A 16,504-nucleotide genomic window follows, 5' to 3' on the forward strand; every position below is an offset into this window, starting at 1 on the left:
GGGCAGCGGTAGTACGGGCAAGGACTCAGCGCAGCAGCCCCGCGTCCATTCCGGTCGCCTCCGCGGGGAGGACGACGAGGCCGAGTTCGGCCGCCGAGGCCAGCAGTGGGTGGGTCGGCAGGATCCGGACGGTGTAGCCGAACGGGCCGGTGCGACTCAACTCCAGGGTGCCCTCGTAGCGCTGACGGCCCTCCAGGTCGGGGCCGCCGACCGGCTTGAGGGTCTGCACCTCCGCCTCGCCGATCCGGTCCGTCTCGTCCACCGCGCCGGAGACCACCTGGACGTCCACGTCCACCGCCTCCAGACTGCCCAGCGCCACCTGGACCCGCAGCGCCAGCGCACTGCCGAGCTCCTGGGTCTCGGCCGGGCAGGCCGCGTCCACGTGCTCGACCCGGACGGCCGGCCAGGCCTCGCGGACCTTGGCCTTCCAGCGGGCGAGCACCTGCGCGCCGTCGTCGGCCAGCTCGCGCTGGGCCAGGGCGGCCGGCGTGTAGAGCTTCTCCACGTACTCGCGGACCATGCGGCCCGCCAGCACCTTGGGACCGAGGGTGACCAGGGTGTGCCGGACCATCGAGATCCAGCCGTGCGGCAGGTCGTCCGCACCGCGGTCGTAGTACCGGGCCGCGACCTGATGCTCGATCAGGTCGTAGAGCGCGGAGGCCTCGACGTCGTCCCGGTGGTCCTCGTCGAAGCCCGCGCCGTCGGCGGTGGGAATCGCCCAGCCGTTGCGGCCGTCGTACCACTCGTCCCACCAGCCGTCCAGCACCGAGAGGTTGAGGCAGCCGTTGAGCGCGGCCTTCATCCCCGAGGTGCCGCACGCCTCCAGTGGGCGCAGCGGGTTGTTGAGCCAGACGTCGCAGCCGGGGTAGAGGTGCTTGGCCATCGCCATGTCGTAGTCCGGCAGGAAGACGATCCGGTGGCGCACCGCCGGGTCGTCCGCGAAGGCCACCAGCTGCTGGATCAGCCGCTTGCCGCCGTCGTCGGCCGGGTGGGCCTTGCCGGCCACCACGATCTGCACCGGCCTGGTCGGGTGCAGCAGCAGGGAGCGCAGCCGGTCCTGGTCGCGCAGCATCAGGGTGAGCCGCTTGTAGGAGGGCACCCGGCGGGCGAAGCCGATGGTCAGCACGTCGGGGTCGAGCACCGACTCGGTCCAGCCGAGTTCGGCGTCGCCGGCTCCGCGCTGGAGCCAGGAGGCGCGGACCCGGCGACGGGCCTCGTCGACCAGCTGGGCGCGCAGCGCCCGCCGGACCTCCCAGATCTCGCCGTCGCCGATCGTCTCGACACCGGTCCAGCGCTGGTCGGTGCCGGTGATCATGGCGTCCTCGGCGCGCTCCGCGCCGACCCGGGCGGCCGCGAGCCGGACCACGGCCGGGTCGATCCAGGTCGGGGCGTGCACACCGTTGGTGATCGAGGTGATCGGCACCTCGGTGGCGTCGAAGCCCGGCCAGAGCGCGCTGAACATGGACCGGCTGACCTCGCCGTGCAGCGTGCTCACCCCGTTGGCGCGCTGGGCCAGTCGCAGGCCCATCGCGGCCATGTTGAAGAGCTTGGGGTCGCCGCCCGGCCAGGTCTCCACGCCCAGCGCGAGCACCTGGTCGACCGGGACGCCGGGCAGCGCCGCGTCACCCGTGAAGTGGCGGGCCACCAGCTCGCGGTCGAAGCGGTCGATCCCGGCCGGGACGGGGGTGTGGGTGGTGAACAGGGTGCCCGCCCGGACGGCCTCCAGCGCGACGGCGAAGTCCGGCGCCGCGGCAGCGGACGCGCCACCAGCACCGTTCCCGGCGGCGTCACCCGCGACCAGCTCACGGATCCGCTCGATGCCGAGGAACCCGGCGTGGCCCTCGTTGCTGTGGAACACCTCGGGGGCGACGTGCCCGGTGAGCCGGCAGAAGGTGCGCACGGCGCGCACCCCGCCGATGCCCAGCAGCATCTCCTGGAGCAGCCGGTGCTCGCTGCCGCCGCCGTAGAGGCGGTCGGTGACGTCGCGTTCGGCGGCGGCGTTGGCCTCGATGTCGGAGTCGAGCAGCAGCAGCGGGACCCGCCCGACCTGGGCCTTCCAGATCTGGGCGGCCAGCGTGCGGCCGGCCGGCAGCGCGAGGTCGACCCGGCACGGCGTGCCGTCCGCCTCGCGCAGCAGGCTGACGGCGAGCTCGTCGGGGTCGAGCAGCGGGTAGCGCTCCTGCTGCCAGCCGTCCCGGTTGAGCGACTGGCGGAAGTAACCGTGCCGGTAGAAGAGCCCGACGCCGATGATCGGGACGCCGAGGTCGCTGGCGGCCTTGAGATGGTCGCCGGCCAGGATGCCCAGACCGCCGGAGTACTGCGGCAGGGCCGCGGTGATGCCGTACTCGGGCGAGAAGTAGGCGATGGCGCCGGGCAGCGGGCCGAGGCCGTCGGAGCCGGATTGCGCGCTCTGGTACCAGCGCGGGGCGCTCAGGTAGTCGTGCAGGTCGTCGGCGAGGTCGCCGAGCCTGCGCAGGAACCGCCGGTCGGCGGCGAGTGCCGCCAGTCGGGCCGCCGGGACCTCGCCGAGCAACCGGACCGGGTCCTCGCCGACGGCTTCCCAGACACCGGGATCGACCGAGCGGAACAGCTCCCGGGTCTCGGGATGCCAGGACCAGCGCAGGTTGAGCGCGAGTTCGTGCAACGGCTGGAGTTGTTCGGGCAGGACGGTGCGGACGGTGAATCTGCGGATGGCCTTCACGGCCCGAAGCGTAGACCGAAAGAAAGCCGTGATGGGGCGTCAACTCTCGTATCCGAGCGCCATTCGAGCGACGGACTAGGTCGCGTGTAGCGCACATGGGTGCACTGGGGGCGCACGCGGCGCGCCGTGCGCTGCCAGCGCACGACCAGCGCGCAACCCCCCCGCCCTTTCACGGCCGATGATGGCCTGTCTGCTCCCCCGCTCCGTCCGGAACTGAGCCCCGACCGAGTGGTAAGAGCTACGAACAGTGCGAGGATGGGCACAGGCCGCTGTCGAAGCGGGTGCGGCATGGGTGGCGAAACTCGTGCGGCGCGGCCGGTGCCCTGCGCTCGAAAATCCTCCCCTTTGACCCCCCATTAGCCCACTCGGCCGACGCGGCGTCCTCCCGCGTGTGCCAATGCGTGTCCTCAAACCTGCCCGGATCGTTTCCGGGGTGGGTCGGATCGCCCTTAGGGCGTGCCGCGAGGCCGCGCGCCGGGACGTGCGCCGTCTCGCACGCCCCGAACCATCGTCGTGGGCACCCGGATGTCGACCGGTCCCCCGAACACGGTGGTGCGGGCAGGCTCCGATTGCTTGTCAGTCCCCCACCCAGCAGTCCTCCCGGTACTCCCCGGCCCTGGAACCGTCGTGGGAGCTGCCGCCGAATTCGGGCAGGAGTTTGGCATGCACGGCGACACACGGGATCAGTCCGCACTGGTGACCGAGGGGTTGGAGCCGACCGGCGACCCACTACGCGATTCGGCCATAACGGGGGCATCCGCGCTGCGCGCCCCCCGAACGGCCGAATCCGCTCCGAAGAAATCGACGAAGCCGCGCCGGGCCCCCGCCGCGACGACGTCCGCGACGTCCGCGACCTCCTCCCCACGCGCGCGCAGCGCCGCGCGCGAGGGCGCCACCAAGACCACCACGACGACCACGACCGCCAAGACCGCCGCCCCGCGCCGGACCGCCACCCCGCGCCGGACGAAAGAGAGCGACACGATGATCGGCCGCATCCCCGTCCTGGACGTCGCCCCGGTGGTGGACGCCGGGCGCCGCCCCGCCCGCGCGGTGGTCGGCGAGACCTTCCAGGTCAGCGCGACCGTCTTCCGCGAGGGCCACGACGCGGTCAACGCCAACGTGGTGCTGCGCGACCCCAAGGGCCGCGGCGGCCAGTGGACGCCGATGCACGAGCTGTCCGAGGGCAGCGACCGCTGGGGCGCGGACGTCACCCCGACCGCCGCCGGCCGCTGGACGTACACCGTCGAGGCCTGGAGCGACCCGGTCGCCACCTGGCGGCACACCGCCGCCGTCAAGCTGCCGGCCGGCCTGGACACCGCGCTCGTCCTGGAGGAGGGCGCCCTGCTGCTGGAGCGCGCGGCGGCCGGGGTGCCCAAGAAGGACGGCCGGGCGCACGTGCTGGCCGCCGTGGACGCGCTGCGCGACCCGGCGCTGCCCCCGCTCTCCCGGCTGGCCGCGGCGCTGGCCCCCGAGGTCACCGAGCTGCTGGCGCGCCACCCGCTGCGCGAACTGGTGAGCGCCTCCCGTCCGCTGGCCCTGCAGGTGGAGCGGCAGCGGGCGCTGTACGGCTCCTGGTACGAGTTCTTCCCGCGCTCCGAGGGTGCAACGCTCGAACCCCGGCGCTCGGGCACCTTCCGCACCGCGGCAAAGCGGCTCCCGGCGGTCGCCGCGATGGGCTTCGACGTGCTCTACCTGCCGCCGATTCACCCGATCGGACTGGCGTACCGCAAGGGCCCGGAGAACACCCTGACGGCGGGTCCGCAGGACGTCGGCTCCCCGTGGGCGATCGGCTCGCCCGAAGGCGGCCACGACGCGGTCCACCCCGACCTCGGCACCATCGAGGACTTCGACGCCTTCGTCGCCCGGGCCACCGAGCTGCGCCTGGAGATCGCCCTGGACTTCGCCCTCCAGGCCTCCCCCGACCACCCGTGGGTCAACAAGCACCCGGAGTGGTTCAGCCACCGCGTCGACGGCAGCATCGCGTACGCCGAGAACCCGCCGAAGAAATACCAGGACATCTACCCGATCAACTTCGACCAGGACTTCGACGGGATCGTCAAGGAGACCCTCCGGCTACTGCGGTACTGGATGGACCACGGTGTGAGGATCTTCCGGGTCGACAACCCGCACACCAAGCCGGTGGTCTTCTGGGAGAAGGTGATCGCCGACGTCAACCGGACCGACCCGGACGTGATCTTCCTGGCCGAGGCCTTCACCCGGCCCGCGATGATGCGCACGCTGGCGAAGATCGGCTTCCAGCAGTCCTACACGTACTTCACCTGGCGCACCGGCAAGCAGGAGCTGACGGAGTACCTGACCGAGCTGTCCGGCGAGACCGCGGCCTACATGCGGCCCAACTTCTTCGCCAACACCCCCGACATCCTGCCCCGCCACCTCCAGCACGCCGGGCCCGCCGCCTTCGCGCTGCGCGCCGTGCTGGCCGCCACTCTCTCGCCCAGCTACGGCGTCTACGCCGGCTACGAGCTGTGCGAGAACGCCCCCGCCGGCGAGGGCTCGGAGGAGTACGCCCGCTCCGAGAAGTACGAGCTGCGCCCGCGTGACTGGACCCGTCCCGACTCGCTCGCCCCGCTGCTGACCACGCTCAACCGGCTGCGCCGGCGCCATCCGGCCCTCCAGGAACTGCGCAACCTGCGCTTCCACCCCACCGACAACGACCAGGTGATCGCCTACTCCAAGCGGACCGGCGAGGACCACGTGATCTGCGTGGTCAACCTCGACCCGAGCAATCCGCAGGAGACGACCGTCACCCTCGACCACGACGATCCCCTGTCCGTGCACGACGAACTGACCGGCGCGACCTACACCTGGCACCGCCACAACTACGTCCGGCTCGACCCCTCGACGGCGCCGGCCCACCTCCTCACGGTTCGGAGGAACCCTCAGTGATTGTGAATGAGCCCGTCCACGACACCTTCGCGGACACCGAGAAGAAGGACTTGGACCCGGAGTGGTTCAAGCGTGCGGTCTTCTACGAGGTGCTGGTGCGGTCCTTCCAGGACAGCAACGGCGACGGTGTCGGAGACCTGAAGGGGCTCACCTCGAAGCTCGACTACCTCCAGTGGCTGGGCGTCGACTGCCTCTGGATCCCCCCCTTCTTCGCCTCCCCGCTGCGCGACGGCGGCTACGACGTGTCCGACTACAAATCGGTGCTGCCCGAGTTCGGCGACCTGGCCGACTTCGTGGAGTTCGTGGACGCCGCCCACAAGCGCGGCATGCGCGTGATCATCGACTTCGTGATGAACCACACCAGCGACCAGCACCCGTGGTTCCAGGCCTCGCGCAACGACCCGGACGGCCCGTACGGCGACTTCTACATGTGGGCCGACGACGACAAGCAGTACCCGGACGCGCGGATCATCTTCGTCGACACCGAGACCTCCAACTGGACCTACGACCCGGTCCGCAAGCAGTACTTCTGGCACCGGTTCTTCTCCCACCAGCCGGACCTGAACTACGACAACCCCCGGGTCCAGGAGGAGATGATCGCCGGCCTGCGGTTCTGGCTGGACCTGGGCATCGACGGGTTCCGGCTGGACGCGGTGCCGTACCTCTTCGCACGCGAGGGGACCAACTGCGAGAACCTCCCGGAAACCCACGAGTTCCTGGCCCGGGTCCGCAAGGAGATCGACGCGGACTACCCGGACACCGTGCTGCTCGCCGAGGCCAATCAGTGGCCGGAGGACGTGGTCGACTACTTCGGCGACTTCGCCTCGGGCGGCGACGAGTGCCACATGGCGTTCCACTTCCCGGTGATGCCGCGGATCTTCATGGCGGTGCGCCGGGAGAGCCGCTACCCGGTCTCGGAAATCCTCGCCAAGACGCCGACCATCCCGTCCGGCTGCCAATGGGGCATCTTCCTGCGCAACCACGACGAGCTGACCCTGGAGATGGTCACCGACGAGGAGCGCGACTACATGTACGCGGAGTACGCGAAGGACCCGCGGATGCGGGCCAACGTGGGCATCCGCCGCCGGCTCGCGCCGCTGCTGGAGAACGACCGCAACCAGATCGAGCTGTTCACCGCCCTGCTGCTGTCGCTGCCCGGCTCGCCGGTCCTCTACTACGGGGACGAGATCGGGATGGGCGACAACATCTGGCTGGGCGACCGGGACGGCGTTCGCACACCCATGCAGTGGACGCCCGATCGCAACGCGGGTTTCTCTTCCGCCGACCCGGGCAGGCTCAGTCTGCCGCCCATCATGGATCCGGTGTACGGCTACCAGGTGACCAACGTCGAAGCGCAGCAGAGCAGTTCGTCCTCGCTGCTGCACTGGACACGTCGGATGATCGAGATCCGTAAGCTCAACCCGGCCTTCGGCCTGGGCAGTTACACGGAACTCCCGTCGAGCAACCCGGCCGTGCTGGCCTTCGTGCGCGAGCACGAGGGGGACCTCGTGATGTGTGTGAACAACTTCTCCCGGTTCGCTCAGCCGACCGAACTCGACCTCCGGCAGTACGGGGGCCGCTACCCGGTCGAGCTGATCGGCGGGGTGCGCTTCCCGTCGATCGGCGAGTGGCCGTACCTGCTCACCCTCGCGGGCCACGGCTTCTACTGGTTCCAGCTGCGCAAGCCCGGAGCGCAGTAACGATCCACCAGGCGCCGATGATCCACCCTGGGGGCGCGCGAGTCCCGTCGCACGCCCCCAGCGGGCCGCGCGCCACCAGGTACGGAGAACAGCCCAACGAGTACCCACTCTCAGGCGTGACACCCGAGTCCGTCTCGCGTGCCGCCGCAGCAGCACCGCCGAAATCCGGAAGACTGGCGGGCCCGGCCAGACCCGTCGGGTCGTCAGCCCGCTTCCGGGGAAAGGGAGCCATGTCGGAAATCTCCCGTTCTCAAGCCCACGTCCACCGCGACGCGGGTACCGCGCCACGCGGTCCGGGCGGGCCGCACGGTGCCGCGCCCCGCGGTGCCGGGGCATATGCCCCCGGTACGTACGGCAGCAGACCGCGCAGCAGCAGCTCGCTCGCGGTCGGAGAACTGGTCCAAGCCGCCCTGCCACTGATCGCCGCCTGGCTGCCCGGCCAACGCTGGTACGCCGGGAAGGGGCAGGCGATCACCGCGTTGCACCCGCTCTCCGCCACGCCGCTGCTCACCGGCGACCCGGCGATGGTGCACCTGCTGCTGCGCGTCGAGCACGGCAGCAACGCGGACATCTACCAACTGCTGCTCGGCCTGCGCGCCGAGGCCCCGGCCGGAATCGGCCCGGACGCGCTGCTCGGCGGCCTCACGCACGGCCCGTACGACGGCGCCGCGCTGTACGACGCGGTGCACGACCCGGAGCTGACCGGACGGCTGCTCGGCCATCTGGCCACCGCCGACCGGTTCGGACCGCTGGCGTTCCGCCGCACCCCGGGCCCCGGGCTGCCCAGCGACCTGCCGGGCCGCGCGGGCACCGCCGAACAGAGCAACACCTCGGTCATCTTCGGCAGCTCCTTCATCCTCAAGCTCTTCCGCCGGATCAGCCCCGGCACCAACCCGGACCTGGAGCTCTCGCTCGCCCTCTCGCGGGCCGGCAGCACCCGGATCCCCCGGGTGGCGGCCTGGTTCGAGAGCCGGATGGAAGCCACCGAACCGGCCACCCTGGGCCTGCTCCAGCGCTTCCTGCCGGATGCGGAGGACGGCTGGGAGCTGGCGCTGGACCAGGTGGCCAGGCTCAAGGGCGACCCGAGCCCGGGCAACTTCGCGGTCGAGGCGCACCGGCTGGGGCGGGCCACCGCCGAGGTGCACCGGGTGCTGGCCCGCGCCCTGCCGGTCGCCCGGCTGGACCGCGAGCAGACCGGCCGGCTGGCCACCGCGATGGCCGAGCGGCTCGACGTGGCGGCGGCGGCCGTCCCGGCGCTGCGCCGCTACCGGCCCGCGCTGCACACCGCCTTCCGCCAGCTGACGGCCGATCACCTCACCGGCCTGACCGTCCAGCGGATCCACGGCGACCTGCACCTCGGCCAGGCGATGCGCACCCCGCACGGCTGGGTGCTGCTCGACTTCGAGGGCGAGCCGGCCAAGTCGGTCGCGGAGCGCCGGCTGCCGCAGCCCGCGCTGCGGGACGTCGCGGCGATGCTGCGCTCGTTCGACTACGCGGCCGCGCACCTGTTGGCCGGCGCCGAGCCGGACCCGGAGCTGGCGCACCTCGCGGCCGGCTGGGCGGCGCGCAACCGGACGGCGTACTGCGCCGGCTACACCGCCGCAGGGGGGAGCGATCCGGCGAGTTCGCCGGAGCTGCTGCGGGCGCTGGAGATCGACAAGGCGGTGTACGAGGTGGTCTACGAGGCACGGCACCGGCCCGGCTGGCTGCCGATCCCGCTCACCGCGATCCACCGCCTCGCCACCGCTCCCTGACCCTCGCCGCCCACCACCGACCGGACCGGAACCGCCCGACCCCGCACCGCCCGATCGCCTGCACCCTGCCTGGAGGACCCCGCCGTGGCCCCGCTCGACCGCACCACCCCGACCGTGCCCGCCACCTTCCTCCCGGAGGGCGGTCCCCGGCCGCGCGCGCAGAGCCCCCGGCAGAGCGCTCCCCAGGCCGCGCCCGTGCTGCCCGCCCCCGCCGTACCGGAGCCCGACGAGCCGGCGACGGCCGCCGCCACCGCCGCCGTCGCGCACCCGCTGCGGCTGGCCGAGGCACCGCTGCCGCCGGCCGAGATCGACCGGCTGGTCTGCGGCGCGCACCACGACCCGCACGCCCTGCTCGGCGCGCACCCCGTCACCGGTGGCACCGCGATCCGGGTGCTGCGTCCACTGGCCGACCGGGTCACCCTGGAAACGGCCTACGGACCGGCTGAGTTGACGCACCAGCAGGCCGGGCTCTTCACCGGCATGCTGCCCGGCACGGCGATCCCGGCCTACCGGCTGCGGGTGAGCTACCCCGGCTGCGAGCCGATGACCCAGGACGACGGCTACCGGATGCCGCCCACCCTGGGCGAGTTGGACCTGCACCTGATCCGCGAGGGCCGGCACGAGCAGCTCTGGCAGGCGCTCGGCTCGCACGTGCGGACGGTCGAGGGGGTCACCGGAACCGCGTTCGCGCTGTGGGCGCCGAACGCGGTCGGGGTGCGGCTGGTCGGCGACTTCAACCACTGGGACGGCACCGGCTGCCCGATGCGCTCGCTCGGCTCCTCCGGCGTCTGGGAGCTGTTCGTGCCCGGGGTGGTCGACGGCGCCGTCTACAAGTACGAACTGCGCACCCGGGACGGCCGGTTGATCCAGAAGGCCGACCCGATGGCGCGGGCCGCGCAGTGTCCGCCGGAGACCGCCTCCCGGGTGTACACCTCCGACTACCAGTGGGGGGACGGCGACTGGATGGACCGCCGCTCCCGGGTGCACCACCACCGGTCGCCGATGTCGGTCTACGAGCTGCATCTCGCCTCCTGGCGCCCCGACTTGACCACCTACCGGCAGATCGCCGACGAACTGCCCGGATACCTGGCCGAGTTGAACTTCACCCATGTGGAGTTCATGCCGGTGATGGAGCACCCCTTCGGTGGCTCGTGGGGCTACCAGGTCTCCGGCTTCTACGCCCCCACCGCCCGGCTCGGCAGCCCGGACGACTTCCGGCACCTGATCGACACGCTGCACCGGGCCGGCATCGGGGTGATCGTCGACTGGGTGCCCGCGCACTTCCCCAAGGACGACTTCGCGCTGGCCCGCTTCGACGGCGAGCCGCTCTACGAGCCGGCCGACCCGCTGCGCGCCGAACACCCCGACTGGGGCACCCTGGAGTTCGACTACGGCCGCACCGAGGTGCGCAACTTCCTGGTCGCCAACGCGGTGTACTGGTGCGAGGAGTTCCACATCGACGGCCTGCGGGTCGACGCGGTCGCCTCGATGCTCTACCTCGACTACTCGCGCGAGGGCGGCGCCTGGACGCCCAACCAGTACGGCGGCCGGGAGAACCTGGACGCGGCCTCGTTCCTCCAGGAGATGAACGCCACCGTCTACCGCCGCTGCCCCGGCGTGGTCACCATCGCCGAGGAGTCCACCGCCTGGGACGGCGTCACCCGGCCCACCAGCAGCGGCGGCCTGGGCTTCGGCCTGAAGTGGAACATGGGCTGGATGCACGACTCGCTGGTCTACATCTCCAAGGAGCCGGTGCACCGCAAGTTCCACCACAACGAGATCACCTTCTCGATGGTGTACGCCTACTCGGAGAACTACGTCCTGCCGATCTCGCACGACGAGGTGGTGCACGGCAAGCAGTCGCTGGTCTCCAAGATGCCCGGCGACTGGTGGCAGCAGCGCGCCAACCACCGTGCCTACCTGGGCTTCATGTGGGCCCACCCCGGCAAGCAACTGCTGTTCATGGGACAGGAGTTCGCCCAGGGTGCCGAATGGGACCACGAGAGCGGCCCGCAGTGGTGGGTGCTCGACCGGGGCTGGCCGGCCGCCGAGGAGCACCGCGGCGCGCAGCGCCTGGTCGGTGACCTCAACCGGGTCTACCTGGCCAGCCCGGCGCTCTGGGAGCAGGACACCACGCCGGACGGCTTCCGCTGGCTGGACGGCGGCGCGGCCGACGACAACCTGCTCTCCTTCGTCCGGTACGCCGCCGACGGCTCGCCGCTGGTCGCGGTCTGCAACTTCTCCCCGGTGGTCCGGCACGCCTACCGGGTCGGCCTGCCCACGCTCGGCACCGCCGACCAGCTCTGGGCGGAGGTGCTCAACACCGACGCCGAGTCCTACGGCGGCAGCGGCGTCGGCAACTCCCACCCCGTCAAGGCCGAGGCCGTCGAGTGGAACGGCCAGGCCCGCAGCGCCGAACTGGTGCTGCCCCCGCTGGCGACGCTCTGGCTGCGCCCGGTCTGACCCGCCGTCCACGACTCCTGCGGGACCTTCGTCCCTTGCCCCTGGTGGCTCCATCCGCATGCGTCCGGGTGAGCGCGGTGCGAGGGTATGGTCGGGGCGATGCCGAGCCCGCAGGACGTCGGGCGGTCTGGAGCGAACGGAGAGACGCGCGTGGCCCGCAGCGTGTACGTGACCGGGATCGACCGCGGCGACGGCCGACAGGCGGTGGAGCTCGGCGTGATGGAGCTGCTCACCCGTCAGGTGGACCGGGTCGGGGTGTTCCGGCCGCTGGTGCACGCCGCCGCGCCGGGTGAGCCGGGCACCGACCACGTGGTCGAACTGCTCCGGGCCCGCTACCGGCTGGAGCTGCCGGCCACCGATCTCTACGGCCTCACCTACGAGGAGGCGGCCGCGCTGCAGGCCGCGCAGGGGCAGGACGAGCTGGTCGGCACGCTCGTCGACCGGTTCCGCGCGGTAGAGCGCTCCTGCCAGGCGGTGCTGGTGCTCGGGACGGACTTCGCGGACACCAACATCCCCGACGAGCTGGCCTTCAACGCCCGGCTGGCCAACGAGTTCGGCGCCTGGGTGCTGCCGGTGGTCGGCGGTCACGACCAGGAGCCGGCGACCGTGGTGGCCGAGGTCCGCAACGCCCACCGCGCCTACACCGACCTCGGCTGCTCGGCGCTGGCCATGGTCGCCAACCGGGTGGCGCCGGGCGCCAAGCAGCAGGTGCTGCGCGGGCTCGTCGGGAAGCTGCCGATCCCCGCCTACGTCCTGCCCGAGGAGCCCGCCCTCGCCGCGCCGACGGTCGCCCAGCTGGTCGAGGCGACCGCCGCCGAGGTGCTGCTCGGCGACGCGGCCGGACTGGCCCGGGACGTGCGCGGCTTCGTCTTCGGCGGCGCGATGCTGCCGTCCTTCCTCACCGCGCTGACCGAGGGCGCGCTGGTGGTCACCCCCGGGGACCGGGCCGACCTGCTGATCGGCTCGCTGGCCGCGCACTCGGCCGGCGCACCGCCGATCGCCGGCGTGCTGCTGACGCTCGGCCAGCACCCCGGCCCGAACGTCATGGCGCTGGCCGCCCGGCTCGCCCCCGGCACCCCGGTGGCCGTCGTCCCCGAGGGCAGCTGGCCGACCGCCGCGACCCTGACGCACCTGGAGGGCCGGCTCACCCCGGCCAGCCCGCGGAAGGCCGAAATCGCCCTCGGCCTGTTCGAACTGCACGTCGACACCGCCGAGTTGACCAGCCGGATCGAGCTGAGCCGGTCCGAGCGGGTGACCCCGATGATGTTCGAGCACGAGCTGTTGGAGCGGGCCCGCGCGCATCGGCAGCACGTGGTGCTGCCGGAGGGCACCGAGGAACGGGTGCTGCGGGCCGCCGAGATCCTGATGCGCCGCAACATCTGCGACCTCACGCTGCTCGGCGAGGTGGACGCGGTCCGCCGCAAGGCCGCGAGCCTGGGCATCGCGCTGCCGCAGGAGGACGCCGCCGACCGGTCCCGGCTCAGGATCGTCGACCCGGCCACCAGCCCGCTGCGCCAGCGGTTCGCCGAGCTCTACGCCGAGTTGCGCGCGCACAAGGGGATGACCGTCGAACTGGCCCTGGACCTGGTCACCGACGTCAGCTACTTCGGCACCCTGATGGTCCAGGAGGGCATCGCCGACGGCATGGTCTCCGGCGCCGTGCACTCCACCGCGGCCACCATCCGTCCGGCGTTCGAGGTGATCAAGACCGCGCCGGGCGCGGCGATCGTCTCCTCGGTCTTCTTCATGTGCCTGGCGGACAAGGTGCTGGTCTACGGCGACTGCGCGGTCAACCCCGACCCGGACGCCCAGCAGCTGGCCGACATCGCGATCCAGTCCGCCGAGACGGCCGCGCAGTTCGGCGTCGAGCCGCGGATCGCGATGCTCTCCTACTCCACCGGCACCTCGGGCTCCGGCGCGGACGTGGACAAGGTGCGCAAGGCCACCGAGCTGGTCCGGGCGCTGCGCCCGGACCTGCTGGTGGACGGCCCGATCCAGTACGACGCGGCGGTGGACGCCCGGGTGGCGGCCACCAAACTGCCGGGCTCGGAGGTGGCCGGCCGGGCGACCGTGCTGATCTTCCCCGACCTGAACACCGGCAACAACACCTACAAGGCCGTCCAGCGCTCGGCCGGCGCGGTGGCGGTCGGCCCGGTGCTGCAGGGCCTGCGCAAGCCCGTCAACGACCTGTCCCGGGGCGCCCTGGTGCAGGACATCGTGAACACCGTGGCGATCACCGCCATCCAGTCCCAGCCCTCGAAGGAATCCGCATGAGCGAGGCGACCCGGGTGCTGGTGCTCAACGCCGGCTCCTCCTCGGTGAAGTATCAGCTGATCGACATGGTCGACGGCGAACGGCTGGCGGCCGGCCTGGTGGAGCGGATCGGCGAGAGCGAGGGGCGCCTGGTGCACTCCCCGCACGGCGGAGCGCGCCGCGAGTCGGCGCAGGCCTTCCCGGACCACTCCAGCGGCCTCAAGGCGATGGCCGAGGAGCTGGCCGCGGACGGCGTCGGACTGGACTCCCCCGAGCTCGCCGCGATCGGCCACCGGGTGGTGCACGGCGGGCGGCGGTTCACCGCGCCGACCGTGGTCACCGACGAGGTGCTGACCGAGATCCGCCGGCTGGTCCCGGTGGCGCCGCTGCACAATCCGGCCAACATCATCGGCATCGAGGTCGCCCGGGCGCTGCGCCCCGACCTGCCGCAGGTCGCCGTCTTCGACACCGCGTTCCACACCACCGTGCCCGAGTTCGCGGCCCGCTACGCGATCGACCGCACGGTCGCCGACGAGCACCGGGTGCGCCGCTACGGCTTCCACGGCACCTCGCACCAGTACGTCTCACGGGCCACCGCGCAGCTGCTCGGCAAGGACCCCGCCGAGGTCAACGTGATCGTGCTGCACCTGGGCAACGGCGCCTCGGCCTCGGCGGTGGCCGGCGGCGTCTGTGTGGACACCTCGATGGGCCTGACCCCGCTGGAGGGTCTGGTGATGGGCACCCGGTCGGGCGACGTCGACCCGGGCGTGATCTTCCACCTGCACCGGGTGGGCGGCCTGAGCGTGGACGAGATCGACGACCTGCTGAACCGCCGCAGCGGCCTGCTGGGCCTGTGCGGCGACAACGACATGCGCGAGGTGCTGCGCCGCGCGGGAGAGGGCGACGCGGACGCGGAGCTGGCGTTCCAGGCGTACGTGCACCGGCTGCGCAAGTACATCGGCGCCTACTACGCGGTGCTCGGGCGGGTGGACGCGATCGCCTTCACGGCCGGGGTCGGCGAGAACGCGGCGCCCGTGCGAGAGGCTGCGACCGCGGAGCTGGAGAGCCTGGGCATCGCCGTGGACCCCGAGCTGAACTCGGTCCGCTCCGGCGAGGCCCGGGTGATCTCGCCCGCGTACGCCCGGGTCACGGTCGCCGTGGTGCCCACCGACGAGGAGTTGGAGATCGCCCAGCAGGCCTTCGCGCTGGTCCGCAGGAGCTAGCGGCCCGGAATCGGAGGTTCGTCCCAATCCCCGGGAATAACTCGTACGGATAGGATCATCGATATGCGCCGAGCGAAAATTGTCTGCACCCTGGGTCCCGCGACGGACTCCTACGAACAGTTGAAGGCCATCGTCGAAGCGGGCATGAACGTCGCCCGTCTCAACATGAGCCACGGCTCCCCCGCGGAGCACGAGGAGCGGTACCGCAAGGTCCGCCAGGTGTCCGAGGACACCGGCCGCACCATCGGTGTGCTGGCCGACCTGCAGGGCCCCAAGATCCGTCTGGCGACCTTCGCCAACGGCCCGGTGACCGTGGACAACGGCGACACGTTCACCATCACCACCGAAGACGTCCCCGGTGACCAGCACATCTGCGGCACCACCTACAAGGGCCTGCCCGGCGACGTGAAGCCCGGCGACCCGGTTCTGATCAACGACGGCGTCATCGCCCTGGAGGTCGTCAGCGTCGACGGCCCGCGGGTGAAGACCGTGGTCATCGAGGGCGGCGTGCTCTCGAACAACAAGGGCATCAACCTGCCGGGCGCCGCGGTCAACGTGCCCGCGCTCTCCGAGAAGGACAAGGACGACCTGCGCTTCGCGCTCCGTCTGGGCGTCGACATGGTCGCGCTCTCCTTCGTCCGCAACGCCGGCGACATCGACGACGTGCACAAGGTGATGGACGAGGTCGGCATCCGCGTCCCGGTCATCGCCAAGATCGAGAAGCCGCAGGCCGTCGAGGCGATGGAGGAGATCGTCCTCGCCTTCGACGCCATCATGGTGGCCCGTGGCGACCTCGCCGTGGAGTACCCGCTGGAGCGGGTGCCGCTGGTCCAGAAGCAGCTGATCACGCTGGCCCGGCGCAACGCCAAGCCGGTCATCGTCGCCACCCAGATGATGGAGTCGATGATCCACGCCTCGCGGCCCACCCGCGCCGAGGCCTCGGACGTCGCCAACGCCATCCTGGACGGCGCCGACGCGGTCATGCTCTCCGCCGAGTCCAGCGTGGGCAAGTTCCCGGTCGAGACGGTCAAGACGATGAGCCGGATCTGTGAGACGGCCGAGGAGGAGCTGGTCCGCCAGGGCCTGCAGCCGCTCAACCCGGGCCGCAAGCCGCGCACCCAGGGCGGCTCGATCGCCCGCGCCGCCTGCGAGTTGGGCGACTTCCTGAACGCCGAGGCGCTGGTGGCCTTCACCAAGTCCGGTGACACCGCCCGCCGGCTCTCCCGCTACCGCTCGCCGATCCCGGTGATCGCGTTCACCCCGGACGTCGCGACCCGCAACCAGCTCGCGCTGAGCTGGGGCGTCGAGGCGTACGTGACCGAGCAGGTGGGCTCGACCGACGCGATGGTGCTCCAGGTCGACCAGGAGCTGCTGGCCCTGAAGCAGCTGAACGAGGGTGACACCGTGATCGTCACCGCCGGTTCGCCCCCTGGCGTGCCCGGCAACACCAACATGGTCCAGGTGCACCACCTGGGACAGCGCGCCGGTCGCTGACCCGCACGA

At 71.8% G+C, this 16,504-nt stretch carries 8 protein-coding genes; 7 read left to right on the forward strand and 1 reads right to left on the reverse strand.

Translation table 11 applies throughout. The features are described from left to right. Positions 1–25 precede the first annotated feature (25 nt). Entirely contained in the window at positions 26–2,701 is a 2,676-nt protein-coding gene (gene glgP, locus BS80_RS15500) for an alpha-glucan family phosphorylase (protein WP_035797877.1), read from the reverse strand. A 981-nt stretch (positions 2,702–3,682) separates the two neighbouring features. Here glgP and BS80_RS15510 point away from each other — a divergent pair. The 7 genes from BS80_RS15510 (at position 3,683) to pyk (ending at position 16,495) form a co-directional block, all read left to right on the forward strand. Continuing rightward, positions 3,683–5,608 carry an alpha-1,4-glucan--maltose-1-phosphate maltosyltransferase gene (locus BS80_RS15510; protein ID WP_035797879.1) on the forward strand — a complete coding sequence of 642 codons (1,926 nt, stop codon included), beginning with the start codon at positions 3,683–3,685 and terminating at the stop codon, positions 5,606–5,608. After that, positions 5,605–7,308, forward strand: coding sequence for a maltose alpha-D-glucosyltransferase (gene treS, locus BS80_RS15515; RefSeq protein WP_035797880.1), 1,704 nt, complete (start codon positions 5,605–5,607; stop codon positions 7,306–7,308). Before BS80_RS15510 ends, treS begins: the two co-directional genes overlap by 4 nt. 230 nt (positions 7,309–7,538) lie before the next feature. Next, on the forward strand, positions 7,539–9,062 hold the full coding sequence (locus BS80_RS15520) for a maltokinase N-terminal cap-like domain-containing protein (RefSeq protein WP_198045539.1): 1,524 nt from the start codon (positions 7,539–7,541) through the stop codon (positions 9,060–9,062). 84 nt (positions 9,063–9,146) lie between these two features. Continuing rightward, positions 9,147–11,525: a 1,4-alpha-glucan branching protein GlgB gene (gene glgB / locus BS80_RS15525; RefSeq protein WP_083974764.1), complete on the forward strand. Its 2,379-nt coding sequence runs from the start codon at positions 9,147–9,149 to the stop codon at positions 11,523–11,525. Positions 11,526–11,675: 150 nt separating this feature from the next. Beyond that, on the forward strand, positions 11,676–13,799 hold the full coding sequence (gene pta, locus BS80_RS15530; protein WP_035797881.1) for a phosphate acetyltransferase: 2,124 nt from the start codon (positions 11,676–11,678) through the stop codon (positions 13,797–13,799). Further along, positions 13,796–15,001, forward strand: coding sequence for an acetate kinase (locus BS80_RS15535; protein WP_035797882.1), 1,206 nt, complete (start codon positions 13,796–13,798; stop codon positions 14,999–15,001). The genes pta and BS80_RS15535 overlap by 4 nt, the downstream gene beginning before the upstream one ends. Before the next feature lie 63 nt (positions 15,002–15,064). After that, positions 15,065–16,495, forward strand: a complete 1,431-nt coding sequence (gene pyk / locus BS80_RS15540) for a pyruvate kinase (protein ID WP_035797884.1) — start codon at positions 15,065–15,067, stop codon at positions 16,493–16,495. The last annotated feature ends 9 nt before the right edge of the window (positions 16,496–16,504 follow it).

This window comes from Kitasatospora mediocidica KCTC 9733 (assembly GCF_000744225.1).
Lineage (GTDB): Bacteria > Actinomycetota > Actinomycetes > Streptomycetales > Streptomycetaceae > Kitasatospora > Kitasatospora mediocidica.